Origin of the sequence: Cellulomonas sp. ICMP 17802 (assembly GCF_041295535.1) — a bacterium.
Classification (GTDB): Bacteria; Actinomycetota; Actinomycetes; order Actinomycetales; family Cellulomonadaceae; genus Cellulomonas.
Genome location: NZ_JBGFQZ010000001.1, coordinates 186,415 through 211,241 on the forward strand (window position 1 = coordinate 186,415; position 24,827 = coordinate 211,241).

Below are 24,827 nucleotides of genomic sequence, written 5' to 3' on the forward strand. Positions count from 1 at the left end.
GCCTCGCCCGAGCAGACCCGTCCGATCGGTTCCCGCACGCAGCACGAGACCCCCGGACCGTGCGGGTCCGGGGGTCTCGTGCGTGCAGGACTAGATGGAGGGCGTGTCGCCCTCGCCGGCGTCGGCCACCGGGTCGGGGCTGCCGGCCGGCTTGGTGGTGCGGCGCGTGGTCGCCTTCTTCGCGGCCTCGGTCGCCTCGGCGACCTTGTCCTTGGCCGCCTCGGTGGCGTCGGCCACCTTCCCGCTGAGCTCGTCCTTCGCCTCGGAGACCTTCTCGGTCAGCGACTCGGTCGCCGCCGAGACCTTCTCCGCCGCCTTGCGCGTGGCGTCGCGGCCCTTGGCGACGGCGCTGCCGGCCGCCTCACCGACCGCGTCCGCGGCGTCGGCCACCCGCGCGTGCGTGGTGCCGGCGTCCGTCGGCTCCCACGGCTCCGCCCACGGGTCGACGCTCGAGCGCGAGCGGGTCCACGCGGCCACGGCGGCCCCGATCCCGATGAGCGTCGCGAGCAGCCAGAAGACCTTGGCGCCCGTGTGGCTCTTCTTCCCCGACGCGGCCCCCGCGGCGGCGGCGAGGGACGCGGCCTTGCCCTTGCCCTTGTCGGCGGCGACGTCGGCGGCCTTCTCGGCCGCGGCGCCGGCCCGGACGGCGGCCTCGTTCAGCGCGGCGACCAGCTTGGGCAGGTACTCGTCGACGATCTTGTCGTGCGCGGTGTCGATGGCCGGCGAGACCTTGTCCGCCGCCGTCTCGACCTTGGGAGCGGCCGCCTTCACGCTCTCCTTGTACAGGTGCTCCACGCGCGGCAGCAGCCAGTCGATGGCCGCCTCGACCTTCGGGGTCGTCCAGTCCTTGGCCTGCGCCGCGGCGTCGCCCGCCTTCGACGCGGCGGTCCCCGCGGTCTCCTTCGCGCTGCGGGCGGCGTCGGCGAGGGTCGCGCCCAGGTCGGCCGCCTGGTCCTTCAGCTTCTCGGTATCGACGTCGATCTTCGGGCGGCTCTTGGTGTACGGCATTCTCGGCTCCCGGCTCGTCGGCTGCACTGGCCTCCCACTCTGCCACCGCGCGAGCGGCCGCGCAGGATGGTCTTTGCCCGACAGAGAGCCTGTGGCCTGCGGAACCGCCCGATCACGGGTGTCCCCCAGGGTCGCGTGCGAGACTTCTCGCATGTTTGCGACCCTGCACACGACCGCCGGAGACATCCGGATCGAGCTCTACCCCAACCACGCGCCGCGCACGGTGCAGAACTTCGTCGGACTGGCCACGGGAACGACCCCGTGGACGGACCCGACGACGGGCGAGGAGCGCACCGACCCGCTGTACGACGGCGTGGTCTTCCACCGCGTGATCTCCGGGTTCATGATCCAGGGCGGCGACCCGCTGGGCACCGGCCGCGGCGGCCCGGGCTACACGTTCGACGACGAGATCCACCCCGAGCTCTCGTTCAACGAGCCCTACCTGCTCGCCATGGCCAACGCCGGCAAGCGCCTCGACCCGACCACCGGCAAGGTGGGCGGCACCAACGGCTCGCAGTTCTTCATCTCGGTGGCCCCCACCGAGTGGCTCAACGGCAAGCACACGATCTTCGGCAAGGTCGCCGACGACGAGAGCCGTGCCGTGGTCGACGCGATCGAGTCCACCCGGGTCCGCCCCGGCGACCGCCCCGTCGAGGACATCGTCATCAGCTCGGTCACCATCGAGGACTGAGACCACCATCAGCGAGACCTCCCAGCCGGGCGCGCCGGTCGCGCCGCCGGTCTGCCCTCGGCACCCCGACCGGGTGTCGTACGTGCGGTGCCAGCGGTGCGGCCGGCCCACCTGCCCGGAGTGCCAGCGGCAGGCGGCCGTCGGCATCCACTGCGTCGACTGCGTCGCCGAGGCCGCGCGCGCCGTGCCGACCACCCGGACCGCCCTCGGCGGTGTGCGCCACGACGGCCGGCCGGTGGTCACCCTCACGCTCATCGGGCTGTGCGTCGTCAGCTTCGTCCTGCAGCTGGTGGTGCCGTCGTGGACCTCGCGGTGGCTCTTCTCGCCCGTCTCGGGGTTCTACCAGCCGTACCGCTTCCTCACCGCCGCGTTCCTGCACTCGCCCGGGCAGTACCTGCACATCGTCTTCAACATGGTCGCCCTGTGGTTCGTCGGGCCCACGCTCGAGAACGTCCTCGGCCGCGCGCGGTACATCACGCTCTACCTGATGTCCGCCGTCGGCGGCTCGGTGGGCTCCGTGCTGCTGGCCAGCGCCACCCACAGCTGGTCCGCGGCGAGCGTCGGGGCGTCGGGGGCCGTGTTCGGGCTGTTCGGCGCGATGCTCGTGGTGAGCAAGCGGCTCGGCGGCGACGTGCGCGGCATCCTCGTGCTCATCGGCATCAACCTGGCGCTCGGCTTCGTCATGGCGAACATCGCCTGGCAGGCGCACGTCGGCGGGCTCCTCACCGGCGGCCTGCTCGCGGCCGCCTATGCCTACGCGCCCCCTCCCCGACGGCGGCTCGTGGCGGTGCTCGCGCCCGTGCTGCTCGGCGCCGTGCTGCTCGGAGCCACGCTCGCCGCGTACGCCTCGGTGGGCGCCTTCTCCTGAGCCCGCAGCGGGGCTCCCACAGCACGTCTCGGCCGCTCGTCGGCTGTCCCCATGGTTACTCACACCTGTGGAACTACACCCGTGTAGTTATCCACAGACTTGTGCACCGCTGGGGACAACGGCGGCGTTCTCGCAGGTCAGCGGGGGTGCCTGTGGACGGCCGTGCGCGTCCCGCGGTGGGGGTGAGGGTGGGGACGACCGCGGTGGATGCGTCGATCAATGTGCGACGGACCGGCGGCAACGCTGCGGCCCACGCATTCATCCATGCATCCATCTATTTGGGCGACCACGTTCGGGGCAGGAGGCGATGAAGGCGGCGCCGACGCTCGGCTGCAGCTGACGAAGGCGGCGTCGACGCTCGGCTGCAGCTGACGAAGGCGGCATCGACGCTGGCCTAGTCGACGCCGGCGGAGGGGACGCGGGGCTGCGGTTGACGAACGCCGGGCCGGGGACGACGAAGGCGCCGCCCGCACGAGCGGACGGCGCCTGGGTCACGGCAGGGGGCTGGTCAGCGCCAGCGGGTCGTCATGCCGAAGCCGGCGATGATCAGCACGAACCCGATGAGCAGGTTCCACTGCTCGATGCCGGGGATCGGGTACTGGGACTGCGTGAGGTAGGTGACCACGATCCAGACGAGCCCGAGGATCATGAGGCCGAGCATCACGGGCAGGAACCAGGGCGCGTTGACCTTGGGGCCCGTCGACTTGGCGGGCGGCGGCGTGTACGTCGCCTTCTTGCGCGACTTCGACTCAGGCACGTCCGGTGCTCCTGTCCTGCGGCTGTGCGGCGCGGGGGCCGCGGGAGACCACGCGATGACGTCGTGGTCGTGGGCGGTCGATCATGGTGCGTCGGGCCCGCTCCGTCACGGACTCATCGCATCGTGACCTAGCGTAGTGCCCGCCCGTACCGGGCCGACGCACCCGAGGAGCCGTCCGTGACCGACCACCCGCACCGCGCGCGTCGCGTCGTCGCGCGCGGCACGCTGTCGGTGGCCCTGGTGCTCGCGCTGTCCGGTGCCCTGTTCGCGGCCAACGCCAAGTTCGCCCGCGCGTCCGGCGAGCGGCACCCGCAGGACCTGCGGGAGCTGGCGCAGGTGGAGACCACACGCGTCACGCACCTGTCCTCTGAGGTCGACGCGCTGCGCGCCGAGGTCGACGCGCTCACGGCCGACGAGAACGCCGCGGCCGGCACCGTCGTCGGGTCGCCCAGCGAGGGCTACCTGGTCGAGGGCGGGCTCGTGCCGGTGGACGGCCCGGGCCTGACGGTCCAGCTCGACGACGCCCCGGCGGACTCCCCGCGCCGCGAGGACGTGAGCCCCGACGTGCTCGTGGTGCACCAGCAGGACCTCCAGGCCGTGATGAACGCCCTGTGGGCCGGCGGCGCCGAGGCGATGGAGCTGATGGACCAGCGGGTGATCTCGACCAGTGCGGTCCGCTGCGTGGGCAACGTCCTGCGGCTGCACGGTCGGCTGTACTCGCCGCCGTACGTGGTCCGGGCCATCGGGAACCCCGCGGACCTCCGCAAGGCCTTGTCGGCGTCTCCGGCGGTGCAGTCGTACCTGCGGGACGCGGCCGACGTCGGTCTCGGCTGGTCCGTCACCGACGCGCAGGAGCCGCTCGAGCTGCCGGCGTACTCCGGCACCACCGAGCTGTCGTCCGCCTCGGTGCCCGACGGCGTCGAGATCCTGCCCGGGCTGGAGGCGGCCGAGGACGAGGCCCGCACCAGCGCACCGGACACCACCGAGAGCACAGGGAGCACCCGCTGAGCGGCGACACCACCACCGGGCCGGCGCCGGCCGCCCGGACCTCCACGGGCCGGGTCCGTCACGTGACGTACGGCGTCATCGGCGTGGTCGGCGAGCTCCTCATCACCCTCGGGGTGCTGCTGTTCGCGTTCCTCGTCTGGCAGCTCTGGTGGACGGACGTCATCGGCAACCGGGCCCAGGCCGAGATCGTGCGGGAGCTCCCCTTCGAGCCGGTGCCGACCGCGACCGCGACCGCCGGCGCCGACGCCCCCGCGGGTCCGGTCATCGCACCCCCGCGCCGCGACGAACCGCCCGTGATGGCCGAGCCGCCGCACGCGACCACGTTCGCGACGATCCAGGTGCCGCGGTGGGCCGGCGAGCCCGAGCGGCCGATCAGCCAGGGGACGGACCGCGCGACCGTGCTCGACGTGCTGGGCATCGGGCACTACGAGGGCACGGCGATGCCGGGCGGGGTGGGCAACTTCGCGGTGGCCGGCCACCGCACCACGTTCGCCAAGCCGTTCAACCGGATCGCGGAGCTGCAGGTGGGCGACCCGCTGGTCATCCGGACCACGGACAACATCTGGTACGTCTACCGCGTGACCTCGACGGAGATCGTCAGGCCGTCGAACGTCGGCGTCATCGCGCCGGTGCCCAACCAGCCCGGCGCGGTCCCGACGGAGCGGATGATCACCCTGACCACCTGCCACCCGATGTTCTCGGCGCGCGAGCGGTACATCGTCCACGGGGTGCTCGACTACTGGGCACCGGTGGCGGACGGCATTCCGGCCGAGCTGGTCGGAGGCGCATGATGGGCACCCTCGAACGAGACGGAGGACGCTGATGTACGGATGGCTGTGGCGGCACACGCCCGGACCCGCCGCCGTGCGCGTCCTGATCCTCACGGTCGCAGCGCTCGCGGTGCTGGCGGCCTGCTTCGCGTGGGTGTTCCCGGTGGTCTCGCCGTACATGCCCTTCAACCAGACGACGGTGGGTGAGTGACGTGACCCGCATCCTCGTGATCGACAACTACGACTCGTTCGTCTACACGATCGTCGGCTACCTCAACCAGCTGGGCGCCGAGACCGTGGTCGTGCGCAACGACGCCGTGCCGCCCGTCGAGGAGCGCACCGGGTTCGACGGCGTGCTGGTGAGCCCTGGTCCGGGGACGCCCGCCGACGCCGGCCAGAGCATGCAGGTGATCCGCGACTGCGCCGCCGCCGGGCTGCCGATGCTCGGCGTCTGCCTGGGCCACCAGGCCCTGGGCGAGGTGTTCGGCGGCACGGTCACGCACGCGCCCGAGCTCATGCACGGCAAGACCAGCCAGGTGGAGCACAAGGGCGAGGGCGTGCTGGCCGGGCTGCCCGACCCGTTCACGGCCACCCGGTACCACTCGCTCGCGGTGGTGAACGGGACGGTCTCCGACGAGCTCGAGGTCACCGCCACGGCGCACGGCATCATCATGGGCCTGCAGCACGTCTCGCTCCCCCTGCACGGGGTCCAGTTCCACCCCGAGTCGGTGCTCACCGAGGGCGGCCACCGGCTGCTGGCCAACTGGCTCGCGATCTGCGGCGACGACCAGGCCGTGGCCCGGTCCGCGGGGCTGCACCCGCTTGTCCGGCTCTGACCTGAGACACGACGAAGGGGCCGTCCCGAGAGGGACGGCCCCTTCGTCGTTCGTGCTATGGCTTGGGTGGCGACGCGGACGCGCCCGTTCCGGTCGCGGCCTTCGCCACATGGATGTCGATCTGCTGGTCCAGCGGGACCTCGTCGCCGGCCGTCGGGTCGGTGCGGAGCACGGTGCCGTCCGGCTGGTCCGAGACGTCGTCGATCCGGTTGAAGTTCTTCAGCCCGAGGCCCTGCAGCTCCGCGACGACCTGGTCGTAGGTCTTGCCCACCAGGTCGTTCGGGATGGTCGCGGTGGTCGGCGCGACGGCGATCTGCAGGTTGACGGTCCGGCCCTGCTTGACCAGCGTGCCGGGTGCGACGTCCTGCGCGACGACCGTGTCCGGGGTCTGCGCGGACTCGACCGGCGAGGTGTTGGCCTGGAGCTTGGACGCGTTGAGGATGTCCTTCGCCTCGGCCGTGGTCTTGCCGGTGACGTCGGGCATCGAGACGTTGCCTGTGGAGACGAAGAGCGAGACCTCCGAGCCGGCGGGCACGGTCGTCCCCTCGGCCGGGTCGGTCTTGGTCACCTGGCCCTGCGGGTACTCCGGGTTGTCGTCGTCCTGCCGGTTGGCCGAGACCTTGAGCCCCTTGCCCGTGAGGATGTCGACGGCCTCCTGCTCGGTCTTGCCGGCCACCGAGGGGACGACCACGTTGGCCGCGCCCGTCGAGATCCAGACCTTGACGTCCGACCGCGGCTCGACCGCGGTGCCGGCCTCGGGGTCGGACCGGATCGCCTGGTCGGCGGGCACCGTGTCCGACGGTTCCTCGGCGCGCACGAACACCAGGTTGGCGTCCTCGATGGCGGCCTGCGCCTCGGCCGCGCTGAGGCCGACGGTGACGGGCACGTTGACGGTGTCCGGGCCGGCGTTCTTGTTCGCGTTGGCCACGAGCAGCGCCACGATCCCCGCGACGGCGAGCACCGCGATCGCGATGAGCAGGGGCAGCAGCCACGGTCGGCGCCGGCCCTCCTCCTCGTCCTCGAACGGGGTGGTGGCGACGGCCGCGCCGGTGGAGGCCCACGGCGGGCTCGCCGGCGGCATGGCCTGCGTCGTGGCGACGGGCGGGGCCAGGACCTGCGTGGCCTCGGTGGCCGGCGTGGCGACCAGGGCCGCCGCAGCCAGCGCGCCCACCGCGGGGGCGCCCACGGCACCGCCGCGGACTGCGGCCTCGAGGTCGGAGCGGAACTCGGCGGCGGTGGAGTAGCGGGCGTCGCGCTCCTTGGCCAGGGCCTTGAGCGTGATGCGGTCGAGCGTGTCCGGCACGTCGGAGGCGAAGGTGCTGGGCACCGGCGCGGCCTCGCGGACGTGCTGGTACGCCACCGCGACGGGCGAGTCGCCGATGAACGGCGGGCGACCGGTGAGCAGCTCGAACAGCAGGCAGCCGGTGGAGTACAGGTCGGAGCGCGCGTCCACGGTCTCGCCGCGCGCCTGCTCGGGCGACAGGTACTGCGCGGTGCCGATCACGGCCTGCGTCTGGGTCATGGTCGCCGCGGAATCGGCGACGGCGCGGGCGATGCCGAAGTCCATGACCTTGACCGCGCCGGTGGGCGTCAGCATGACGTTGGCGGGCTTGATGTCGCGGTGCACGATGCCCGCGTGGTGGGAGTACTCGAGCGCCGACAGCACGCCGGCCGTGATCTCGACGGCCTCCTCGATGGGCACGGCGTGGCCGTCGCGCAGGATGTCCCGCACCGTGTGGCCCTCGACGTACTCCATGACGATGAACGGCACGTGCGCGACGACGCCGGTGGGCTCGGTGAAGACGTCCTCGCCGGTGTCGTAGACCGAGACGATGGCCGGGTGGTTGAGGGCCGCGGCGGACTGCGCCTCGCGACGGAACCGGTTCTGGAACGAGGGGTCGCGGGCGAGGTCCGAGCGCAGGATCTTGATGGCCACCGTGCGACCGAGCCGGGTGTCGTGGCCGATGTGCACCTCGGCCATGCCACCCCGGCCGATGAGCTCGCCGACCTCGTACCGTCCGGCGAGGATGCGGGATCCGTCGTCCACCACTAGGCGTCCTTTGCTTCCGTCGATGCCGGGCCCGCGGCGAGCGCTGCCGACCCGTTCTCCGTGATCATCCCATCGCGGGTGTCGCCACGAGGGTAATGGGCGGCCGTGGCCGAGAGCCTGGTCTGGCCGTCCGGCGGTCCGTCCGCCTTGGTGAGTTGCGCGGCGAGGGCGGCGCCCAGCAGGCCGATGAGCAGCAGGGCGAGCGCGATCAGGGGCCACGAGAGGCGCCCCGAGCGACCGACGCGGACCCCGGTGGTGGGCGCGGAGCGACGGGTCGCCGCGCGGCCGGTGGGCGCCTCGTCGGCCCGCCGGGTGCGGCGCGGCGGGTAGGACGGCGGGGGCGCCACGGGGGCCGACGTCGCGGCGGTGGCGAACGTGTCCGGGGTGCGGACCTGCCGGCTGACCAGGACGGGGACGCCCGACGGCGGGGTGCGCGGCACCAGCTTGTCCAGCAGCTGCGCCAGCTCCTCGCCCGATGCGGGCCGCGTGCTCGGCTCCTTGGAGAGCAGGCGGACCACCAGCGCGGCCAGCTGCTTGTCGACGGTCGGGGGCAGCGGCGGCACCGGGTTGTTCACGTGCGCCACGGCGATGTCCACCGCGGTCGGCCCCGTGAAGGGCCGGTGCCCGACGAGGGCCTCGTACGCGATGATCCCGAGCGAGTACAGGTCGGACAGGGGGGTCGCGGGCTTGCCGACCGCCTGCTCCGGGGACAGGTACTGCGCGGTGCCCATGACCATGCCGGTCGCGGTCATCGTCACCTGGTTGCGGGCCAGCGAGACGCCGAAGTCGGTGATCTTCACGCGGCCGGCGCGGCCCAGCAGGATGTTGCCCGGCTTGACGTCGCGGTGCACGACGCCGGCCAGGTGCGCGGCGTGCAGCGCGCGGGCGGTCTGCGCGAGGATCGGCAGCAGCCGGCGGGTGGGCAGCACGGGCTCGCGCTCGAGCAGGTCGGACAGCGGCTCGCCGACCACCAGCTCCATGACCAGGAACCCCGACCCCTCCTGCTCGCCGTAGTCGAAGAGCTGGGCGATGTTGGGGTGCGACAGCGACGCGGAGTTGCGGGCCTCGGTGCGGAACCGCTCGAGGAACCCGCGGTCGCCGGCGAACTCGGAGCGCAGCACCTTGACGGCGACCGGGCGGGCGAGGGCGTCGTCGTACCCCTCCCACACCTCGCCCATGCCGCCGACGGCGATCTGCCGGACCAGCCGGTAGCGCTCGCCGAGCAGGACCCCGGGTGCCGTCTTCATGACCCGAGCACCGCCTCGATGACGGCCTTGGCGATGGGGGCCGCGACCCGTCCACCGGTGGCCTCGTTGCCGGCGTTCCCGCCGTGCTCGACCAGCACGGCGACGGCCACGCGGGGGGCGTCGGCCGGTGCGAAGGCGGTGAACCACGCGTGCGGCGCCAGGCCGTCGGCCGTCTGCGCGGTCCCGGTCTTGCCGGCCACCTGCACGCCGGGGATCTGGGCGGCCGTGCCCGAGCCGCTCTGCACGACGCCGACCATCATGTCGCGCAGCGACGCGGCGGTGCCCGGCGAGACCGCGGTGGAGTAGACGGTCGGCTTGGTCTCGGAGACCTTCTGCAGGTCGGCGCTGCGCACCGTCTGGACCACGTACGGCGTCATCAGCTTGCCGCCGTTCGCGATCGCCGCGGACACCATCGCCATCTGCATCGGCGTCGCCTGCACGTCGCGCTGCCCGATGGCGGACTGGGCCGTGACGGGGGCGTCCATCTGGGCGGGGAAGACGCTCTCGACGACCTTCATCGGGATGGTCAGGCCGGGGTCGTTGAACCCGAACCGCTCCGCCTGCTCGCGCAGCGCGTCGGCGCCGACGTCCAGCCCCAGCTGCCCGAACGCGGTGTTGCAGGAGACGCGCAGCGCGTCCGCGAGCGTGATCGGGTCGCTGCCGCAGCCGCCGCCACCGAAGTTGCCGATCGTCGCGGAGGTCTGCGGGAGCGTGAGCTGCACGGGAGCGGGCAGGGTGCTGGCGGGCGTGAACTGCCCGCTCTCGAGGGCGGCCGCGGCCGTGACCAGCTTGAACGTCGACCCCGGGGGGTAGCGCTCGAGCGTCGCGTTGCTGCGCAGCGGGTTGCCCGGGGCGGACGCGAGCTGGTTGTACGCCGCGCCGGCGGCCTTGGTGTCGTGCGACGCCAGCAGGTTCGGGTCGAAGCCCGGCGTCGAGACGAGCGCCAGGATCTTGCCGGTGGACGGCTCGATCGCCACGACCGCGCCCTGCTGCCCGGCCAGCCCGTCGAGCGCCGCCTGCTGGGCGGCCGGGTTGATCGTGGTCTCCACGGCCGCGCCCTCGGGCTGGCGGCCCGTGAGCACGTCGCGGATGCGCGAGAAGAACAGCTGGTCGCCGCGGCCCGTGAGCTCGTCGTTGGCGGCGTTCTCGAGCTGGGTGCGGCCGTTGACCACCGAGTAGAAGCCGGTCATCGCCGAGTAGAGCTCGCCGTTCGTGTACGAGCGCTGGTAGCCGTAGGAGTCCTCGACCTTGGTGGACTGGGCGATCGCCTCGCCCGCGACGACGATCGGTCCACGCGCGTTGCCGAACTCGCGGTACAGCGTGCGCACGTTCCGGCTGTCGTTGTTCAGGCGCTCGGCCTGGAAGTACTGGATCCAGGTGGCGCCCGCCATCAGGCCGACGAACATCACGAGGACCACGGTCGCCAGGCGGCGCAGGGGCGTGTTCATCGCACCCCTCGGATGATCTCGGTGGGCTCGTCGTCGTCGCCGCCCACCACGACGGGCGTGCCCGCGACGGGCGTGAGCGACGGCTTCATGGACGGCGCCGGGCGCCGGGCCTCGTCGGAGATCCGCAGCAGCAGCGCCACGATCACCCAGTTGGCCACCAGCGACGAGCCGCCGTACGCCAGGAACGGCGTGGTCAGGCCGGTCAGCGGGATGAGCCGCGTGACGCCGCCGACGACCACGAAGGTCTGCAGCGCGACGATGAACGCGAGGCCGCCGGCGAGCAGCTTGCCGAACCCGTCGCGCACGCCGATCGCGGTGCGCATGCCGCGCTCCGCGAGGATGGCGTAGCAGAGCAGGATCGCGAGCAGGCCGGTCAGGCCCAGCTCCTCGCCGAGGGACGCGACGATGAAGTCGGACTCGGCGAACGGCACGAGGTCGGGCCGCCCCTGCCCCCAGCCGGTACCGAAGAGCCCGCCGCTGGCCATGCCGAACAGCCCGCGGACCAGCTGCCCCGACCCGCCCGGGCTCTGGTCGAAGACGGCGGGGTCGAAGGCGTGCAGCCAGGCGTCGAAGCGCGCGCCGACGTGCGAGAAGGCGCTCGCGGCCAGGACCGCGCCGACGACGAACAGCAGGAGGCCGATGACCACCCAGCTGAGCCGCTCGGTGGCGAGGTAGAGCATCGCGACGAACAGGCCGAAGAACAGCAGCGACGTGCCGAGGTCGCGCTCGAGCACCAGGACCGCGACGGACGCGCCCCAGACGATGAGGATCGGTCCGAGGTCGCGCGGTCGGGGCAGCTGCAGGCCCAGCACCTTGGGGCCGGCCAGCGCGAGGGTGTCGCGGTGCGTGACCAGGTACCCGGCGAAGAAGATGGCGAACGCGATCTTGGCGAACTCGGCCGGCTGGAAGCCGACGCCGCCGACGCGCACCCAGATGCGGGCGCCGTTGATGAGGACGCCCAGGCCCGGGACCAGCGGCAGCATGACCAGCACGAGACCGGCGACCATCGCGGTGTAGGTGTAGCGGCGCAGCGTCCGGTGGTCGCGCAGCAGGACGATCACCAGCGCCGCCAGCACCACCGAGATCGCCGTCCACACCAGCTGGCGCTGCGCGAACGTGTCGTCGCGGCCCCGGGCGGTGTACGCGAAGTCGATGCGGTAGATCATCGCCAGCCCGATGCCGTTGAGCGCGACCGTGATCGGCAGGATCACCGGGTCGGCGAACGGGGCGCGCCAGCGCAGCACGAGGTGCACGCCGATCGCCAGCGCGGCCAGGCCGAGGCCGTAGCCGATGACGTCGGGCGGCACCTTGTCCGAGGTGCCGATGCCCGCCAGGGCGTACGAGGCGACGCCGATCGCGAGCGCGAGCAGCAGCAGGCCGAGCTCGACCCCCCGGCCGGCCCGCACCTGGTGCGGCTGGACGGTAGCCATCACGCGCGGCTCACGGCGTGGCCGTCCCCGAGGGGGACGGGCTGGTGGACGGGGTGGGCGAGGGCGTCGGCGCGGGCGACGTGTCCTCCTGGAGCATGCCGACCAGGTTGCGGGCGTCGTCGAGGGAGTCCGCGTGGATGGTCTGCTCGACCCGCTCGCGCAGGTAGCCCGAGCTCAGGTCCTCCACGTCGGTCCCCGTGCGGTGGACCACCGACGACAGCGGGATCGTGCCGATCGTCTGGGGCAGCCCCCGGAAGATGACGACCTCGCCCTGGTCGATGCCGACGTAGTACTGCGTCTGCGTCCACGCGTACGCGACGGCCGCGCCCGCCAGCACCACGACCGCGACCACCACCCAGGCCACGACGGCGCGCCAGCGGCGGGCCGGACGCGGCTCGTCCTCGTCCTCGTCGTCGGTGGCACGGGGCGCGGGGACCTCGACGGCCCCCTCGGTCTCGACGGGCTCCTTCGCCGTGCGCGACAGGGCCGCGGCGCGGGCCGCCGGGCCGTCGGCGGCCGACGTCGGGTCGTTGCGGCTCAGCGCCGCAGCGCCGACCACCGTCGCCCTCGTCGTCGGGCCGGCACCGTCCGCGACGTCGTCCAGCTCGATCACGTCGGCCAGCACCACGGTGATGTTGTCGCCGCCGCCGGCCCGCAGCGCGAGCTGGACCAGGCGGTCCGCGCAGGCGTCGACGTCCTCGATGCTCGCCATGGTCTCTTCGATGGTGTCCGCGCTGACGAAGCCGGACAGGCCGTCGGAGCACAGCAGCCAGCGGTCGCCCGGGCGCGCCTCGCGGACCGACAGGTCGGGGGTCACCTCGGGGTCGAAGTCGCCGAGCACGCGCATGACGACCGAGCGCTGCGGGTGGTGCTCGGCCTCCTCGGGCGTGATGCGGCCGATGTCCACCAGGTGCTGCACGAACGTGTGGTCGGTGGTGACCTGCGTGAGCACGCCGTCGCGCATGAGGTAGCCGCGCGAGTCGCCCAGGTGCACCATCGCGAGCTTGTTCCCCGCGCGCAGGATCGCCAGGACCGTGGTGCCCATGCCGGTGAGCTCGGGGTCGGCGTCGCTGCGCGCGATGATCTCCTCGCGGGCCTCGGCCAGCGCGGACTCCAGCTGGTCCAGGGCGTCGTCGGGACCGTGCGACTCCCCGTCCAGCGGCGCGAAGGAGGCGACGGCCACCGACGAGGCGACGTCGCCACCGGCGTGGCCGCCCATGCCGTCCGCGACCATGAGCAGGTGGGGCCCGGCGTACGCCGAGTCCTGGTTGTTGGAGCGCACGAGTCCGACGTCGGACCGCGCCGCATACCTGAGTGCGACGGTCACCGGGTTACCTCTGCAGCTCGAGAACGCTCTGGCCCACGCGGACGGGTGTACCCGTCGGGACGGGAGTCGGCGCCTCGACGCGCTGGTCGGCCACGAATGTCCCGTTCGTCGATCCGAGGTCCTCGACGAACCACTGGCCACCCTGCGGGAAGATCCGTGCGTGCCGCGACGACGAGTAGTCGTCGTCCAGCACCAGCGTGCAGCCCGGCGCGCGGCCGATGAGCACCGCCGACGACGCCAGCGGGACGATCGTGCCGCGCAGCGGACCCTCGGTGACCACGAGCCGCGTCGGGCCGGACCCGCTGCGGGTCGAGCGCGGGGTGCGGGCCGGGGCGGCCTCGGGCTTGGCTGGCTCGGTGGCGACGGCCGCCGCCACCGCCGGCGCCTTGCGACGGCGACGGTCCGTGATCCGCGTGCCGTACAGGTCGCGGCGCAGCACGCCGATGGCGAAGAGCACGAGCACCCACAGCAGGGCCAGGTAACCCAGCCGCAGCAGGGTGATCGTCAGCTCACTCATGTGCCGGCGTCACTCGTCCGGGTCCGGCTCGCCGCCTGTCCAGAACAGGATCCGGGTGCGCCCGATGGTCAGCGTGTTGCCGTCCAGCAGGGTCGCGGCCGGAACCTGGTGGCCTTCGACGAAGAGTCCGTTGGTGGAGCCCATGTCCGTGGCGATCACGCCGTCGGACGTCACGCGGATCTCGAGGTGCCGGCGGGACACGCCGGGGTCGTCGACGATGATGTCCGCCTCCGACCCGCGCCCGATGACCGTGACCGGCCCGGTGAGGATGTAGCGCTGGCCGTCGATGTCGACCAGGGGGTGGCGGGCGCTCGGAGCCGAGGTCGCCGACGCGGGAGCGACCGCGCCCCGCACCGTCGCGCTGTGCACCCGGAACCGCGCGGCCTCGAGCTCGCTGTCCTCGCTGAACGACACGGTCACGGGCCCGACGAACGCGTACCGCTGGCTCGCGGCGTAGTCGGTGACGTTGTTGGCGAACTCGTCCGCCAACGCCTCCGCACCCCACGACTCCACCTGGTCGTAGTCGGCAGTCGCGAGCTCGATCGTGAACTCGTTGGGCACGACGGTCCGGTCGCGGCCGACGACGGCCGCCCGGTCGTCCACCTCGCGGCGCAGCGCGCTCGAGAGGTCGAGCGGCTTGAGCTCGCTCTTGAAGGCCTTGGCGATGGCGTTGTTGACGACGCGCTCGACGCCGTTCTCGAACCTGTCGAGGATGCCCATTGCCACCTCCCACGTACCTCTCGCGCGTCCACCTGCACGTGTCGTGCCGACGATCCGCCCTGATCGTATCCGTGCCCCGCCGGTACGGGCCCGGATGCCGGGTGATGTGCGCGCGGCGCGGCCTCCGAGGTGGTCCGGAGGGCCCCGGCGATCGTGCTAATGTTCTCCGGCGCGCGCGAGTGGCGGAACGGCAGACGCGCTGGCTTCAGGTGCCAGTGTCCGAAAGGGCGTGGGGGTTCAAATCCCCCCTCGCGCACACAGGACGTCTCAGGACGTCGACAACAGGCCGGACCCTCAGGGTCCGGCCTGTTGCGTTCCCGGGTCCGGCAAAGTGCCCCCTTTCCTGCGGTCGACGCTCCTCGGTACGGTCGGCTCACGCCCTGCGGGACACCGGGCATCGCGTGGCAGTCGCCGGAGGAGGCGTGCCGTGACCGCAGGGACGAGGGTCGGCCGACGGGTCGCGGGAGCGGTCGGGCTGCTCGTGGCCGCGCTCCTCGTGGCGTCGTGCGACGGCGGCGGCATCAACCTCCCCACCCCGACGCGCACGCTCCCGACGCCGACGATCACGCTCCCGGCCCGGCCGACGCCGACCGTCACGCTGCCGGTGCGGCCGACACCCGCGCCGACCGCCACCGTGACGGAGGAGCCGGCCCCTGAGCCGACCGCAGAGCCGACCCCCGAACCGACCACCGAACCCGTCCCCGAGCCGACCCCGACCGACGAGCCCGCCCCGCCGCCGTCGGCGACCGAGACCGCCGCCGTGCCGGAGCCCTCCAGCCCACCGACCGAGACCGCCATCGCGGGGCCCACACCCACCCAGGAGGTCACGCCGTCGCCGTCCCCGTCCGCGGACGACTCGGCCGAGGCCGACTCGGGCGGCACCCCGGCGTGGGTCTGGTGGGTGGTGGGGCTGCTCGTGGTCGCCCTCGGCGTCGGGATCCCGCTGATCGTCCGCGCCCGCCGGCGAGCCGCCTGACGCAGGCCGGCTCGGTAGCCTGAGGGGACTCGCGGCGAGCGAGGTCGCGACGGGGACCGCCCCGCCGCTCGTCACTGTCATCGTCGACACACGAGGGAAGCGCCATGTCGAACGTGGCCCGAAGGTGCACCGATCCGGCGTGCGCCGCCCAGGGGAAGGTGCAGGCAGGCACCACCTGCGCGGTGTGCGGGAAGCCGACCCAGTGGACGGTCCTGCGCGTCCCGCCGCCGGGCTCGGGTCCGATCGCCCCGATCTACAGCACGCCGATGCCGGTCGCCCGGCCGGTCGGCACCGAGACCCGCACCTGCACCAACCCGGGCTGCGCCCGCTTCCACCTGGCGCAGGACGACCCGTTCTGCGGGGCGTGCGGACAGGCGACCGTCGTCGCGACGACCACCTAGGAGCTGCGCGCCGGCGACGCGCTCGCGCTGACCGCGGCGACGTCGACGCCGAGGCCGGCCAGGAGCGATGCGGCGGGGTCGGGCTCGGGCCGCGTGAGCAGCGCGAGGAGCAGGTGGCGCGGGGTGATGCGGCGCGCGCCCTCGTCGGCGGCGAGCGTGTAGGCCAGGGGCAGCACCCCGCGGAAGCCCGAGGTCGGCTGCCCGCTGCTGCGCCGGCTGATGGGCACGGTCCGGTCGAGGTCGGGGCTGGTGATGCCGATCGCCGCGAGCGCGGCGCGGTCGAGCGTCCGGAGCTGCGACCGCGCGTGGTCCAGGTCCACCCCCAGCAGCTGGGCGATCTCCGGGTCGTGCAGCAGGCCGAGCAGCAGGTGGTCCGTGCCGACGCGCCGGTCCCCCCGGAGCGCGGCCTCGTCGGCACCGGCGGAGACGGCGGCTCGTGCGGCGGGCGTGAGTCGATCGAACACGGTTCCTACTTCCCGTACTTGGCGTGCACCGACTGCCGGGCCACGCCGAGGGCGTCGCCGATCTGCTCCCACGACCAGCCCTGCTCGCGGGCGACGGCCACCTGCTGGGCCTCCACCTGCTCGGCCAGCCGCCGCAGGGCGCCGACGGCGCGCAGGCCGACGGCCGGGTCGGTCGTGCGGAGCTGGGCGGAGAGGTCGGCGGCCGGCATGGCGTCAGTCTGGATTGACACGATCACCCCTGTCAATCCAGACTGACAGTCGAGACGATGTCAGGCCAGACTGACACGAGGAGGAACGATGGCCGACCAGGTGGTGGTCGACGGTCTCCGGATGCGCTATGGGCACACCGACGTGCTCGACGACGTGGCGTTCCGGGTGGGCCCGGGTGAGGTGGTCGCGCTGCTGGGGCCCAACGGCGCCGGCAAGACCACGACGATCGAGATCCTCGAGGGGTTCCGGACGCGGTCCGCCGGCCGCGTGGGGGTGCTCGGCACCGATCCGGCGCAGGCCGACGAGCGGTGGCGGGCTCGGGTCGGCGTGGTGCTGCAGTCGTGGCGCGACCACGGCAAGTGGCGGGTCCGGGAGCTTCTCGCGCACCTGGGCTCGTACTACGCGCCCTACTCGACCCCGGGGACCGAGCGCCCCTGGGACGTCGACCAGCTGCTGGCCGCCGTCGGGCTGACCGAGCAGGCCCACCAGGACGTCCGCCGGCTCTCGGGCGGGCAGCGTCGCCGCCTGGACGTCGCCGTCGGCACGGTCGGCCGCCCCGAGCTGCTGTTCCTCGACGAGCCGACCGCCGGGTTCGACCCCGAGGCCCGGCGCGAGTTCCACCGGCTGGTGCGCGGGCTCGCGGACTCCGAGGGGACGACGGTGCTGCTGACGACGCACGACCTGGCCGAGGCCGAGGCGCTCGCGGACCGCATCCTCGTGCTCGACGACGGCCGGATCACGGCCGACGGCACCGCCGCCGACCTCGCGCGGCGGTTCGCGGGGCAGGACGAGGTCCGGTGGACCGTGGCCGGCGAGCACTTCGCGCGGTCGACGGCCGACTCCACCGCGTTCGCGTTCGACCTCTTCCGGGCGCACGGCGACGCCGTCCGCGACCTCGAGATCCGGCGGGCGTCGCTCGAGGACGCGTACCTGGCGATCGTGCGGCGGGCGGAGTCGGGTCTGCGGGTGGCGTCGTGAGGCCCGGGCTCGCGCGCGGCCTGGTCGAGCTGCGCCAGTCGTTCACCGGCCCCGAGCTCCTCGGCCAGCTGCTGTGGCCGGCCGTGAGCCTGGTCGCCCTCGTGCTGCTGCAGCACCGCGACGTCGGCGCCGACGGGATCACCTGGGGGGCGTTCGCCGTGCCCGGCGTGGTGGCGATGTTCGTCGCGCTCGGCATGCTGCTCGACGTCCAGCAGGTCAGCGCCGACCGCGAGGACGGCACCGTGCTGCGCGCCAAGGCCACGCCGGACGGCGTCCGCGGCTACCTCGTCGGCAAGCTGGTGACCGTCTCGCTGACCGTGCTGGTGTACGTGGCGATCGTGCTGGTGGGCGGCGCGCTGCTGGTCGACGGCGTGGACCTGCGCACGGTCGACTGGGCCACGTTCGCGTGGGTGCTCGCGCTGGGTCTGGTCGCGACCCGGTCGCTCGGCCTGGTGCTCGGCGCGCTCGTGCGCAGCTCGCGCGGCGCCGGCTACGTCTCGCTGCCGGTGGTCGGGCTGATCGCGGTCTCGGGCCTGCTCGCCCCGGTCACCGCGCTCGCGGCCGGCTGGCAGGCGCTCGCGCAGGTGTTCCCCGTGTACTGGCTGGGGCTCGGGATGCGCAGCGCGTTCCTGCCGGACGCGGCGGCGGCCGTGGAGCTCGGCGGGTCGTGGCGCCCGCTGCAGACCGCGGCGGTGCTGGGGGCGTGGGCGGTGGCCGGGCTGGTGCTGGCGCCGGCGACGCTGCGGCGGATGACGCGCGGGGAGTCGGGCTCGCGGGTCGCCGCCGGGCGGGAGCGCGCGCTGCAGCGGGTCGGGTAGGGACCGCGGGCCCGCTGGTCTGCGACGATGCGGGCATCCGGGTCCCGCCTCGTCACCGTGAGGTCACGTGATCAGCGCCGCCGAGCTGTCCGCCATCCCGCTGTTCGCCGAGCTCACGGCCGAGCAGCTCGACTTCCTGGCGCGGGCGGTGGAGGACATCCAGCTGCTGCCGGGCGAGTACGCGGTGCACGAGGGCGACGACCGCGCGCTGTTCGTGGTCGTCGACGGTCGCGTCGACCTCACCAAGGAGGTCAACGGGGTCGAGCGCGTGATCGGTCCGCGCGGTCCCGGCGAGCTGTACGGCGAGGTGCCGGTCATGCTCAGCATGGCGATGCCGGCGAGCTGCGTGGCGGTCGAGCCGTCCCGCATGCTCAAGGTGGACGTCGGCACGTTCTTCACCCTGGCGGGCATGGCCCCGCAGGTGGTGGCCACGGTGGGCGCGCTGGCCAAGGGCCGGATGGAGGGCCTCAAGGAGATCGCGGCGGAGAAGCCGACGCCGGACGTGGTGGTCGTCGGCCCGCTGGTGGACCCGCGGGTGCACGAGCTGCGTACCTTCCTGCACCGGAACCGCGTCACGTTCGAGACGGTCAACACGGCGGCCGCGGCGCACGGCCTCGAGGTCGAGCTGGCGGACGGCACGCGGCTGGTCGACCCGACGGTGCGCGAGGTCGCGCTCGCGGCCGGGCTGCCCGTGGTCCCGGCCCACGACGACTACGACGTCGTGATCATCGGCGGCGGCCCGACCGGGCTCACCGCGGCGGTGAACGGCGCCGCCGAGGGGCTCCGCACGCTGGTGGTCGAGAGGTTCGCGCCGGGCGGGCAGGCGGGCACGTCGACGCGGATCGAGAACTACACGGGCTTCCCTTTCGGCGTCTCGGGCGACGAGCTCGCCAGCAAGGCCCTGCGCCAGGCCCGTCGGCTCGGCGCCGAGATCGTCGTGACCCGAGGCGTCGAGGCCATCGACCCCCTCACCCGGACGCTCACGCTCGACGGCGGCGCGCAGATCGGCGCCAGGGTCGCGCTGCTGACCTCGGGGGTCGAGTGGCGGCACGTGGAGCTCGACGCCATCGACCGGTTCGTCGGCAACGGGGTGTACTACGGCGCGGCGCGCAGCGACTCGGGGCTGGCGCACGGCAAGGACGTCGTCATCATCGGCGCCGGGAACTCCGCCGGGCAGGCCGCGCTGTTCTTCTCGCGGCACGCGCGGTCGGTGACCCTCGTCGTGCGCGGCGAGTCGCTCGCCGCGAGCATGTCGCAGTACCTGATCGACCAGATCGGCTCGAACCGGCACGTCAGCGTGGAGACGCGGTCCGAGGTCGTCGCGCTCCACGGGCAGGACTCCCTCGAGCAGATCGAGACCGTCGACCGGCGCACGGGAACCGTCGCGGTGCGCCGGGTCGAGGTGCTGTTCGTGATGATCGGCGCCGACGCGGTGACGTCGTGGCTTCCCGACGAGGTCGCGCGCGACGAGCACGGCTACGTCCTCACCGGGCCCGACGCCCGGCGATCGGGCGCCTGGACGAGCGCGCGGGAGCCGTTCGCGCTCGAGACCACGGCGCCCGGGATCTTCGCCGCGGGCGACGTGCGGTCCGGCTCGGTCAAGCGGGTGGCCGCCGGGGTGGGCGAGGGCGGCATGGCGATCGCGTTCGTGCACCAGTTCCTCGCGCTGACCACCTGACCCTCACCCGATCGGCCTACGCAGGACCGGGGCGATCCGGACAGACCGCCTGCCGCGCGTTCCGGAGCGGACGTCCGGCTCCGTACGTTCCTGACGACCGTGCCCCGCATCCGGCCGACCCTGAGGACTTCCGTGCGCTTCCTGACCTTCCCGCGCCGGAGCGCGGCACTCGCTGTCGCCACCGTGCTGGCCCTGGGGGCCGGCCTCACCGCCGGCGCCCTTCCCGCCGCCGCGGCCGACCCCGTCGGCTTCACCGTCGACGACTTCGCCGGGCACGCCATGGGCACACGTTCGGTGCCTCCGACCAGCGACTTCACCTGCGAGCCGTCGCAGGGGTCCGCCGTCACGGTCTCGGGCGGGCAGATGCGCGTCACCATGCCCGGGCGCGGCAGCGCGGGGAACAGCGCCTGCGGGATCGCGAACACCTGGGTGGAGTGGAGCCCGGCGCTGCCCGTGGACATCACCAACGGCGGCACGGTCGACCGCATCGTCATGAAGTACCAGGACATCGCGCCGCAGGTGGACGGCAACCCCATCAGCTTCGGCATCCAGGTGGAGGACTCGAGCGGGCGGCGCGGGACGGCCGCCGGGCTGGCGCGCGGCAAGGAGGACAACTTCCTCAGCGTGCGCTACACGCCCGAGTACCCGGGCGACGTCACCTGGCTGGCGCCGGGCTGGCAGCAGCCCTCGGTCGACCTCACGCAGATCGTGCGCCTGCGCCTGACCATCGGCGCGACGCTGCAGAACACCACCACGGCCGTCACGTTCACCAGCCTCGGCTTCGTCATGAACGAGCCGGCCTACGAGATGCCGGCCATCCCCGCGGCCGGACCGTGGGTGTTCCCGGCCTCGACGGCGACCAGCACCACGCTCGACGTCACCGGCTTCCCCGAGCCCACCGTTACGGTCTCCGGCGCCCCGGCGTGGCTCACCGCCTCCAGCGTGAAGGGGTCGCACCAGAGCCGGCTGACGCTCTCCGGCAATCCGGGGACGGCGTACGTCGACACCACGGTCCACGTGCACGCGGTGGTCGCCGACGGGCTCGTCGCCGACCGCGACGTGCGCCTCGTCGTCCCGTCGCCGGTGACCTTCTCGCCCGCCGCGGCACCGACGACCACCGTCGGCGCCGCCGGCCCCCTCGCGCTGGGCACCGTCGTCTCGACGCCCGTGGCCGCCGCGACCGCCACCACCGGCCTGCCGCCCGGCACGTCGCTCCAGGTGGTGGGCGGCGCGCTCCAGCTGACCGGCACACCGACCACCGGCGGCACCTACTCCGTGAGCACCACGCTGGACACCGGCTTCGTGCAGCGGCCGGTCACCGTGCCGGTCGTGGTCCAGGCGCCCCCGACGGTCGCGCACACCGCCGACCTGGCGCTCGTCAAGGACGTCGCGATGACCCCCGTCGACGTCGCCGTGGGCGGATACCCCGCGCCGGCGGTCGTCGTGACCGGGTTGCCCGCCGGGCTCAGCGCGACGCGGACCGCGACGGGCGTGCAGGTCAGCGGGATCCCCTCCGCCGACGGCTCGTCGTCCGTGACGGTCACCGCCGCGAGCAGCGCAGGCACCGCGTCCGACGGCTTCGCGGTGCTCGTCGGCGAGCCCGCCGCGCTCGCGGCCCTGCCCGCGGCCACGCTCGAGGCGGGCACGGCGGCGCGCATCCCGCTCGTGCTCACCGGGTCGCCGACGCCGACGGTCACGGCCACCGGCCTGCCCGCCGGACTCAGCGTCGTGGTCGACGGCGGCGGGACGGCGATCGCCGGGACGCCCACGCGCGCCGCCGCCGGCACGGGGACGGCCCACCTGGTTCCGACGAACGCCCTCGGGGCCGGCACCGGCGTCGACCTCGCCTGGACGGTCGAGGCGGCGCCGCTGCTCACGGGCCCGACCGCGGTCGACGCGCACGTGGGCACACCGCTGACCCAGGCCTACGCCGCATCGGGCTACCCGACGCCGACCGTCACCCTGCAGGTCCTCGCGGGCGGCACCCTCGCGGCGCTGCCGGCCGGCGTCACGGTCGACTCCTCGACGCCCGGCACGCTGGTGCTGACGGGCACGCCGACGCAGGCCGGCACGACCCTGGTGCGCATCACGGCCGCGAACGGCGTGGGTGCCGACGTCACGCGGGACGTGACCCTGACCAGCCTCCTGGCCCCGTCGTTCACCGACCCGACGCCCTCGCTCGTGGTGCGCGCGGGCGTCCCGGCGTCGCTGACCCTGCAGGTCGCGGGGCACCCCGCGCCGACCCTCACGGTCACCGGTCTGCCGGCGTGGCTGACGTTCGACCCCTCGACCGGCACGTTCTCCGGCACCCCAGCCGCGTCCGACGCGGGCGACGCCGGCCCGGTCACGGTGACCGCGACCAACTCCTCGGGCTCGGCGGCGGCGGTCCTGTCCGTCCGGGTCACCACGCCGCCGGCGCTGTCGGTGGGCGATCCCGCCGGTCACGCCGTCGCGGGGGTGGCGCTCCCAGGCACGTTCGTCGGCACCGTCAGCGGCTTCCCGCTGCCGACCGTCACCGCCACCGGGCTCCCCGCCGGGCTGAGCCTCACGGTCGCGCCCGACGGTGCGGTGCGCCTGACCGGGACGCCGACCGGTCCGGGCGGACCCTTCGTGGCCCACCTCACGGCGACCAACGGCGTCGGCGCGGCGGACACGGCGAACGTCGCGTGGGAGGTCTGGACCGTCCCCACGCTCAGCGGCCCGAGCACCGTCACGCTGCCGGTCGGCGCGTCGGCGACGATCCCCTTCACGCTCACGGGGTACCCGGCGCCGACCATGGTCGCCACCCCGGCGCTGCCCGCCGGCCTGAGCATCGTGGGCGGCTCCGTCGTCGGGACGCCGACCGCCCCGGGGACCACCGCGCTGCAGCTCACCGCGACGTCGTGGGCATCGAGCGCCCCGCTCGCCGTCACCGTCGTGGTCACCTCGGAGCCCGCGTTCGCACCGGCGCCGACGACCACCCACGTCCGCCTGGGCTCCGCGGTGGACCTGCCGGCCTTCGGCACGGTGGGGTACCCGGCGCCGACGGTCACGATCGGCTCGCTGCCGGCCGGCCTCGCCGCCGTCGCCGACGGGACCGGGTTCCGGCTGGTCGGGACCCCGACGGCCACGGGCACGACCACCGTCCCCGTGTCGCTCGCCAGCTCGGCGGGCACGGCATCGGTCGGCTGGCAGATCCTCGTCGAGGAGCCCGCCTCGGTCAGCGCGCCGGCGTCGGTCGGCACGCCGGTGGGCGCCGCGATCGCCCCGGTCGTCGTCACGGCCGGCGGCTACCCGCGGCCGACGCTGGTGGCCTCCGGGCTGCCGGCCGGGCTCTCGCTGATGGACGGCGGGACGGGCTGGACGATCGTCGGGACCCCGACGGTCGCCGGGCGCTCGACCGTCACGCTCACCGCCGACAACGGCATCGGCGCGGCCGCCTCGACGACGGTGCAGCTCGACGTGCTCTCTGCGCCGACCCTCGGCCAGGCGTCCTACGACGCCACCTTCGCCGCCGGCCAGACCTCGACCCTGATGGTCACGGCCGACGGGCACGAGGCGCCGGTCCTGTCGGTCGGAATGCTGCCCGCGTGGCTGACGTTCGACCCGGCGACGGGCACCTTCACGGGGTCGCCGTCCGCGGCCGACGAGGGCGTCGCGGCCCCGGTCACCGTCACGGCCACGAACGCGTCGGGTACCGACACCGCGCCCGTGACCATCACGGTCACGACGACGGCGGCGACCACCGACACGGGCGGCACCACGACGGTGCTGTCCGGCGCGACGGTCGACGAGCCGCTGACGACGGTGACGGGCTACCCCGTGCCGGTCGTCACGGCGACCGGCCTGCCCGCCGGGCTCACGCTGGTCCAGTCGGGCCGGGACCTGCACCTCGTGGGATCCAGCACCGTCACCGGAGCGCACGCGGTCACGCTGGACGTGCACAACGGCACCGGCCCCGCCGTCACGGTCGGGTGGACCGTGCGGGTGGTCAGCCCGGCCACGGTCGCCGCGACCGGCCGGGTCGAGGTCGTGCGCGGCTCCGCGCTGAGCGTCCCGGTCACCGCGTCCGGCTTCCCCGCCCCCGTCGTCACGGCTGCCGGCCTCCCGGCGGGCGTCACGTGGGTGCCGGCGGCCGGCGGCGGTCGGCTCGTCGGGACGCCGCTCGTCGCGGGGACCTCGCGGGTCACGCTGACCGCGACCAACGGCGTGGGCGCCGCGGCGACCACCGACGTGCTCGTCGTGGTCGGCCTGCCCACGGTGCACGTCGCGCTGTCGGCCGGCACGGTCGCGGTCGGCGGCACCCTCGCGGTGACCGTCGACGGACTGGGCGCGGGCGAGACCGTCGACGTCGAGCTGCACTCGACCCCGCAGCTGCTGGCGCGCGCGACCGCGGACGCGACGGGTGCCGTCCGGCTGACGGTCCGGGTGCCGGCCGGGACGCCCGTCGGGTCGCACACGATCGTGGTGGTCGGGTCGTCGGGGGCGTCCGGCAGCGCGGCCGTCCGGGTGGTGGCGGCGGCATCGCCCGCGCTCGCGGCGACCGGGTCGGGAGCGACCGACCTGGGTCTGCTGGGGCTCGTCCTGGTGCTCGGCGGTGCCGCGGCGGTCGGAGCGCGAGCGCGGCGCCGCGACGTGTGACGTCG

At 74.0% G+C, this 24,827-nt stretch carries 23 protein-coding genes and 1 tRNA gene; 13 read left to right on the forward strand and 11 right to left on the reverse strand.

The window, feature by feature from the left end:
• Positions 1-90: 90 nt before the first annotated feature.
• Complete coding sequence (locus tag AB5970_RS00990) at positions 91-1,008, reverse strand: hypothetical protein (RefSeq protein WP_370502030.1); 918 nt, start codon at positions 1,006-1,008, stop codon at positions 91-93.
• Positions 1,009-1,159: 151 nt separating this feature from the next.
• Between AB5970_RS00990 and AB5970_RS00995 the strand changes: the two genes are divergently transcribed.
• On the forward strand, positions 1,160-1,699 hold the full coding sequence (locus AB5970_RS00995) for a peptidylprolyl isomerase (protein WP_370502031.1): 540 nt from the start codon (positions 1,160-1,162) through the stop codon (positions 1,697-1,699).
• Between the two features lie 73 nt (positions 1,700-1,772).
• Positions 1,773-2,567 (forward strand): rhomboid family intramembrane serine protease, encoded by a 795-nt coding sequence (locus AB5970_RS01000; protein WP_370502032.1) that lies wholly within the window; start codon positions 1,773-1,775, stop codon positions 2,565-2,567.
• 508 nt (positions 2,568-3,075) lie between these two features.
• Here AB5970_RS01000 and AB5970_RS01005 read toward each other — a convergent pair.
• The gene (locus tag AB5970_RS01005; protein ID WP_370502033.1) at positions 3,076-3,324 is read right to left on the reverse strand and encodes a cell division protein CrgA; all 249 of its coding nucleotides are present in this window, start codon (positions 3,322-3,324) and stop codon (positions 3,076-3,078) included.
• A 177-nt stretch (positions 3,325-3,501) separates the two neighbouring features.
• On the opposite strand from AB5970_RS01005, the gene AB5970_RS01010 reads away from it, so the two are divergent.
• From AB5970_RS01010 to AB5970_RS01025, 4 genes are all read left to right on the forward strand, one after another.
• Positions 3,502-4,332 (forward strand): DUF881 domain-containing protein, encoded by an 831-nt coding sequence (locus AB5970_RS01010; RefSeq protein WP_370502034.1) that lies wholly within the window; start codon positions 3,502-3,504, stop codon positions 4,330-4,332.
• 62 nt (positions 4,333-4,394) lie between these two features.
• Positions 4,395-5,123 carry a class E sortase gene (locus AB5970_RS01015; protein WP_370502035.1) on the forward strand — a complete coding sequence of 243 codons (729 nt, stop codon included), beginning with the start codon at positions 4,395-4,397 and terminating at the stop codon, positions 5,121-5,123.
• Between the two features lie 31 nt (positions 5,124-5,154).
• Positions 5,155-5,313 carry a hypothetical protein gene (locus AB5970_RS01020; protein ID WP_370502036.1) on the forward strand — a complete coding sequence of 53 codons (159 nt, stop codon included), beginning with the start codon at positions 5,155-5,157 and terminating at the stop codon, positions 5,311-5,313.
• A 1-nt stretch (position 5,314) separates the two neighbouring features.
• Positions 5,315-5,938: an aminodeoxychorismate/anthranilate synthase component II gene (locus tag AB5970_RS01025; protein WP_370502525.1), complete on the forward strand. Its 624-nt coding sequence runs from the start codon at positions 5,315-5,317 to the stop codon at positions 5,936-5,938.
• Between the two features lie 55 nt (positions 5,939-5,993).
• Here the strand turns inward: AB5970_RS01025 and pknB are convergent, their stop codons facing one another.
• Genes pknB through AB5970_RS01060 form a run of 7 tightly spaced genes read right to left on the reverse strand, consistent with a single transcriptional unit; the run spans position 5,994 to position 14,677 of the window.
• Positions 5,994-7,988, reverse strand: a complete 1,995-nt coding sequence (pknB, locus tag AB5970_RS01030; protein ID WP_370502037.1) for a Stk1 family PASTA domain-containing Ser/Thr kinase — start codon at positions 7,986-7,988, stop codon at positions 5,994-5,996.
• Positions 7,988-9,235: a serine/threonine-protein kinase gene (locus tag AB5970_RS01035; RefSeq protein ID WP_370502038.1), complete on the reverse strand. Its 1,248-nt coding sequence runs from the start codon at positions 9,233-9,235 to the stop codon at positions 7,988-7,990. Before AB5970_RS01035 ends, pknB begins: the two co-directional genes overlap by 1 nt.
• Entirely contained in the window at positions 9,232-10,683 is a 1,452-nt protein-coding gene (locus AB5970_RS01040) for a peptidoglycan D,D-transpeptidase FtsI family protein (RefSeq protein ID WP_370502039.1), read from the reverse strand. The genes AB5970_RS01035 and AB5970_RS01040 overlap by 4 nt, the downstream gene beginning before the upstream one ends.
• Complete coding sequence (locus AB5970_RS01045) at positions 10,680-12,113, reverse strand: FtsW/RodA/SpoVE family cell cycle protein (RefSeq protein ID WP_370502040.1); 1,434 nt, start codon at positions 12,111-12,113, stop codon at positions 10,680-10,682. Before AB5970_RS01045 ends, AB5970_RS01040 begins: the two co-directional genes overlap by 4 nt.
• Positions 12,114-12,123: 10 nt before the next feature.
• Entirely contained in the window at positions 12,124-13,440 is a 1,317-nt protein-coding gene (locus AB5970_RS01050) for a Stp1/IreP family PP2C-type Ser/Thr phosphatase (RefSeq protein WP_370502041.1), read from the reverse strand.
• Positions 13,441-13,444: 4 nt separating this feature from the next.
• A complete protein-coding gene (locus AB5970_RS01055) occupies positions 13,445-13,957 on the reverse strand; it encodes an FHA domain-containing protein FhaB/FipA (RefSeq protein WP_370502042.1) in 513 nt (170 codons plus the stop codon).
• A gap of 9 nt (positions 13,958-13,966) precedes the next feature.
• Positions 13,967-14,677 carry an FhaA domain-containing protein gene (locus AB5970_RS01060; protein ID WP_370502043.1) on the reverse strand — a complete coding sequence of 237 codons (711 nt, stop codon included), beginning with the start codon at positions 14,675-14,677 and terminating at the stop codon, positions 13,967-13,969.
• Positions 14,678-14,850: 173 nt separating this feature from the next.
• Between AB5970_RS01060 and AB5970_RS01065 the strand changes: the two genes are divergently transcribed.
• The 3 genes from AB5970_RS01065 (at position 14,851) to AB5970_RS01075 (ending at position 16,054) form a co-directional block, all read left to right on the forward strand.
• A tRNA-Leu gene (locus tag AB5970_RS01065) sits at positions 14,851-14,933 on the forward strand.
• Between the two features lie 171 nt (positions 14,934-15,104).
• Complete coding sequence (locus tag AB5970_RS01070; RefSeq protein WP_370502044.1) at positions 15,105-15,653, forward strand: hypothetical protein; 549 nt, start codon at positions 15,105-15,107, stop codon at positions 15,651-15,653.
• 104 nt (positions 15,654-15,757) lie between these two features.
• Complete coding sequence (locus tag AB5970_RS01075) at positions 15,758-16,054, forward strand: hypothetical protein (protein WP_370502045.1); 297 nt, start codon at positions 15,758-15,760, stop codon at positions 16,052-16,054.
• On the opposite strand, the gene AB5970_RS01080 is transcribed toward AB5970_RS01075, so the two are convergent.
• Entirely contained in the window at positions 16,051-16,518 is a 468-nt protein-coding gene (locus tag AB5970_RS01080; protein WP_370502046.1) for a Clp protease N-terminal domain-containing protein, read from the reverse strand. The two genes, AB5970_RS01075 and AB5970_RS01080, sit on opposite strands and share 4 nt — an antisense overlap.
• A gap of 5 nt (positions 16,519-16,523) precedes the next feature.
• Entirely contained in the window at positions 16,524-16,727 is a 204-nt protein-coding gene (locus AB5970_RS01085) for a hypothetical protein (protein WP_370502526.1), read from the reverse strand.
• Positions 16,728-16,815: 88 nt separating this feature from the next.
• Here AB5970_RS01085 and AB5970_RS01090 point away from each other — a divergent pair, with 88 nt between their 5' ends.
• The 4 genes from AB5970_RS01090 to AB5970_RS01105 all read left to right on the forward strand — a co-directional run bounded on the left by AB5970_RS01090 (position 16,816) and on the right by AB5970_RS01105 (position 24,822).
• The gene (locus tag AB5970_RS01090; RefSeq protein ID WP_370502047.1) at positions 16,816-17,706 is read left to right on the forward strand and encodes an ABC transporter ATP-binding protein; all 891 of its coding nucleotides are present in this window, start codon (positions 16,816-16,818) and stop codon (positions 17,704-17,706) included.
• Positions 17,703-18,524, forward strand: coding sequence for an ABC transporter permease (locus AB5970_RS01095; RefSeq protein ID WP_370502048.1), 822 nt, complete (start codon positions 17,703-17,705; stop codon positions 18,522-18,524). The genes AB5970_RS01090 and AB5970_RS01095 overlap by 4 nt, the downstream gene beginning before the upstream one ends.
• Before the next feature lie 67 nt (positions 18,525-18,591).
• Positions 18,592-20,202 (forward strand): FAD-dependent oxidoreductase, encoded by a 1,611-nt coding sequence (locus AB5970_RS01100; protein ID WP_370502049.1) that lies wholly within the window; start codon positions 18,592-18,594, stop codon positions 20,200-20,202.
• 132 nt (positions 20,203-20,334) lie between these two features.
• Complete coding sequence (locus tag AB5970_RS01105) at positions 20,335-24,822, forward strand: beta strand repeat-containing protein (RefSeq protein WP_370502050.1); 4,488 nt, start codon at positions 20,335-20,337, stop codon at positions 24,820-24,822.
• The last annotated feature ends 5 nt before the right edge of the window (positions 24,823-24,827 follow it).